Source organism: uncultured Meiothermus sp. (assembly GCF_937863175.1).
In the GTDB taxonomy this organism is placed as follows: Bacteria; Deinococcota; Deinococci; order Deinococcales; family Thermaceae; genus Meiothermus.
The window spans coordinates 1-3,942 of sequence record NZ_CALMCQ010000177.1 but is presented as its reverse complement, the minus strand read 5'-3'; the positions used below and the strand labels follow the sequence as shown (position 1 = coordinate 3,942).

Sequence of the window (3,942 nt, the reverse complement as noted above, 5' to 3'; positions counted from 1 at the left end):
GCGTCCAGGTCAACGGTTTTCAGCGCAGCACAGCACCAGACCCCTCGCTTCGCTCGAGGTGACCGGGGTGTAATTTTCCGATTTCAGGCCAGGAGCCTGCCCCCAGGGTTGGTTGCTGCCTATTACACTCTGTCCATTGCATCCACCTGGGTTTTGGGTCTACCATTGGGACATTACGCTCCAAAACGGAGGCCAACCATGAACCGCTCATCCAAGGAAGTTATTCAGGAGAACCGCGACTACACCCTGTTTTCGTGGTCGGTACAGAGCACCTCTAACCCCATCTACATGGCCCGTTCGCAGGGCGTGTGGTTCTGGGATGGCGATGGCAACCGATGGCTGGACTTTAGCAGCCAGCTCATCAACATCAATGTGGGACACCAGCATCCCAGGGTTCTGCAGGCCATCAAACAGCAAGTGGACGAGCTTTGCTTTGCAGGCCCCAGTTTTGCCACCGAGCCGAGGGGCCTGTTGGGCAAAAAGCTATCCGAAGTAACCGGCCTGGCCAAGTCATTTTTCTGCCTCGGCGGAGCCGAAGCCAACGAAAATGCGATGAAGATGGCCCGACTCTATACAAGTCGTGACAAAATTATTACCCGCTACCGCAGTTACCACGGGGCTACCATGGGTGCCATGACCGCCTCCGGCGACCCGCGTCGCTGGCCGGTAGAGCCGGGTATTCCCGGCATCGTGCGGGCCTTCGACCCCTACTGCTACCGCTGCCCCTTTGGCAAAACCCCCGACTCCTGCCAGCGCGAGTGTGTGAGCCACATCGAGGAGATCATCCAGATGGAAGGCCCCCACACCATCGCGGCCATCATGGTCGAGGGCATCACCGGCTCCAATGGGCTGCTGGTTCCTCCCGATGACTACTACCCCAAACTGCGGGCCCTGTGCGACAAATACGGCATCCTGCTCATTACCGATGAGGTGATGAGCGGCTTTGGGCGCACTGGCAGGTGGCTCTCGACCCAGCACTATGGCATCCAGCCCGACATCGTGACCAGCGCCAAGGGGCTGACCAGCGGTTACATGCCTCTGGGGGCGGTAATAGTCTCGCAGCCGATTGCCGACTTCTTCGAAAACCAGATGCTCTGGGGTGGCCTCACCTACTCAGGCCACCCGGTCTCGTGCGCGGCAGCCCTGGCCAACCTATCGGTCTACGAAGAGGAACACCTGTTTGAGAACACCGAAAACCAGGGTAGGTATCTGGGCGAGCGCCTCGAGGCCATGCGCAAGAGGTATGCCTGTGTGGGCGACGTGCGCTACATCGGGCTGTTTAGTGTACTGGAGCTTGTGAAGGACAAAGCCTCCAAAGAACCCCTGGCCCCTTTCAACGGTACTTCCCCCGAGATGCAGAAACTAGCGGGCTTTCTGAGATCCAAGCAGATTTACGCCTTCAGCCGCTTCAACATGCTCTGGGTCTGCCCACCGCTGGTCATCAGCCGCGAAGAACTTAGATGGGGCCTGGATGTGATAGAAGAGGCCCTGGCCCTGGTAGACGAAGCGCTGGGCGTGGTGGGGGCTGCCGCAGACTAAGCGGGGGGCGGGAACCGAACGAAGGTCTTTAGCACCGTTTTCGGGTAGTGGTGAACCCTGCGATAACCTGCCGAGCTTCTCGGAGGTTGCTTCTTCGAGCACGGTCAATTTTTGGAGTATCCGATGAGGGTATCTTTAACGCATGCAAAACATGGGCCGGTGGTTTGAGAGTTTACTCTGGCAAGCCCGTTGGGCGATGTTGATCCCGGTTTTGGGGTTATTAGTCGGAGGGGTCTATTTTGCTGCTTTGACGGGACTCGAGGTCATTGCCGCGCTGCGGGGAGCCAACCCCTCCATCATCCTGCCCAAGATTATCAACGCGGTGGATCTGGCCCTGCTTGCAGCCGTGCTGATCATCTTTGCCCTGGGCTTGTACGAGTTGTTTATAAGGAAAATTGAACCCCCCAACAACCAGCTCACCAGCGTACTGGTTGTAGAAAGCCTGGATGACCTCAAGAACAAATTGGGCCAGGTCATCTTGATGATTATGATCGTCAAATTCTTTGAGAGAGCACAGGATTTCAAACCCACAGCCGCGCTGGACTACCTGCTTTTTGCGGGTGGAGTAGCCCTCCTGGCAGCGGCCCTCTGGATGGTACGGGGTAAAAGCTAACGTGCGGTGAAGCCGGAAAATGTACTGAAACCGCGGGTTATTGCGATTATTGCCATTTGTTCGCTGGGAACAGAGGCGGTATGCCTCGAGGCCCACCCTGAGTCTTGAATAGAAGCGCTTCCACAAGGTTGATTTGTAGGATAGACTACTCCTGCTATGAAAATTGAGCGTTCGTTTGGAATTCTGCTCCATCCCACCAGCTTTCCCGGTCGGTGGGGGATTGGGGCCCTGGGCCTGGAAACGGAGCGGTTTCTGGACTGGCTGGCCTCTACCGGGGCCCGATGGTGGCAGGTCTTGCCGCTTGGCCCCACCAGCTACGGCGACTCGCCCTACCAGTCGTTCTCGGCCTTTGCGGGTAACCCCTATCTGGTAGACCCGGAGATGCTGATTGAGCGGGGCTGGCTCGAGACGACCGAGGAACCCCCCCCCTACCCTGCCGACAGCGTGGACTACGGCTGGCTCTACGAGACACGCTGGCCTCTACTGAGGCGGGCCTTCACAGGCTTTCAGGCCCGGGCATCGGCTCAGGACAAGGCCGACTTAGAGGCTTTTGTCCTGGCCGAACAGGACTGGCTGGAAGACTTTGCCTTGTTTATGGCGCTCAAAACCCGCTTTGGCGGCAAGCCCTGGAACGAGTGGAGCCCCGAACTGCGCGACCGCAAACCGGCAGCTCTGGCCAAAGCCCGCGAAGAGCTGGCCTACGATGTAGCCCTGCACGAGTGGGTTCAGTGGCTGTTCTATGCCGAATGGAGCAAGACCAAAGCCTTCGCCCTGTCCAGGGGGATTCGGATTATCGGAGACATGCCTATTTTTGTAGCCTTCGACTCCTCGGATGTCTGGGCCAACCCACAGTACTTCTATCTCGAGTCCGACGGCAACCCTACCGTGGTGGCTGGTGTACCGCCGGACTACTTCTCCGAGACCGGCCAGCTCTGGGGCAACCCTCTGTACCGCTGGGATGTGATGGAGCAGGAGGACTTCGCCTGGTGGGTCTCGCGCATTAAGCAGTCGCTCAAGCAGTGCCATCTGGTACGGATTGACCACTTCCGAGGCTTCGAAGCCTACTGGGAGATTCCTTTTGGCATGCCCAATGCCATCAAAGGTCAGTGGGTCAAAGCACCCGGCGAAAAGCTTTTTCGGGCTGTGCGAACGGCCCTGGGCGATGCGCCGATTATTGCGGAAGACCTGGGGGTTATCACCCCCGCGGTAGAAGCCCTGCGCGATGGATTTGGTTTTCCGGGCATGAAGATCCTCCAGTTTGCTTTTTCCGAGGAGTCCAACCCATTTCTTCCGCACAATTACCCCCCGCATGGCAACGTGGTGGTGTATAGCGGAACCCACGACAACGACACCAGCCTGGGGTGGTTCCGCACTGCCCCTGCGGAGGAAGTTGCATTTATGCGCGACTACCTGGCCCGCTACGCAATTCGCTGTCTCTCGGAGTACGAGGTGGCCGGGGCCTTTATCGAGCTGGCCTTCCAGAGTCCGGCCAGCCTGGCGGTAGCTCCGCTGCAAGATGTGCTTGGCCTGGATACCGGGGCGCGGATGAATTTCCCCGGTAAACTAGGGGGCAACTGGTCGTGGCGCTATACCGAGGGCGGCCTGGATGCGGGGGTTGCCACCGGGCTTAAAGCCCTGGCCGAGGCCCACAATCGCCTGTAGCGGGGTGCTGATGAAGATTGCGGGGGTGCTCGAGACCTGCTTGTATACGCCAGACCTGGAAGCGGCTAAAGCCTTCTACCAGGGGATACTGGGCCTGAGTTTGTTTGCCGAGCAGCCGGGGCGGCACC

3 protein-coding genes are annotated in these 3,942 nt (G+C 58.7%); all 3 read left to right on the top strand.

Translation table 11 applies throughout. The features are described from left to right. Positions 1-198: 198 nt before the first annotated feature. The 3 genes from Q0288_RS06890 (at position 199) to malQ (ending at position 3,814) form a co-directional block, all read left to right on the top strand. The gene (locus Q0288_RS06890; RefSeq protein WP_299429057.1) at positions 199-1,539 is read left to right on the top strand and encodes an aminotransferase class III-fold pyridoxal phosphate-dependent enzyme; all 1,341 of its coding nucleotides are present in this window, start codon (positions 199-201) and stop codon (positions 1,537-1,539) included. A gap of 142 nt (positions 1,540-1,681) precedes the next feature. Continuing rightward, positions 1,682-2,152 carry a YqhA family protein gene (locus Q0288_RS06885; protein ID WP_366914732.1) on the top strand — a complete coding sequence of 157 codons (471 nt, stop codon included), beginning with the start codon at positions 1,682-1,684 and terminating at the stop codon, positions 2,150-2,152. Between the two features lie 156 nt (positions 2,153-2,308). Beyond that, the gene (malQ, locus tag Q0288_RS06880) at positions 2,309-3,814 is read left to right on the top strand and encodes a 4-alpha-glucanotransferase (protein WP_299429055.1); all 1,506 of its coding nucleotides are present in this window, start codon (positions 2,309-2,311) and stop codon (positions 3,812-3,814) included. Positions 3,815-3,942: the final 128 nt, after the last annotated feature.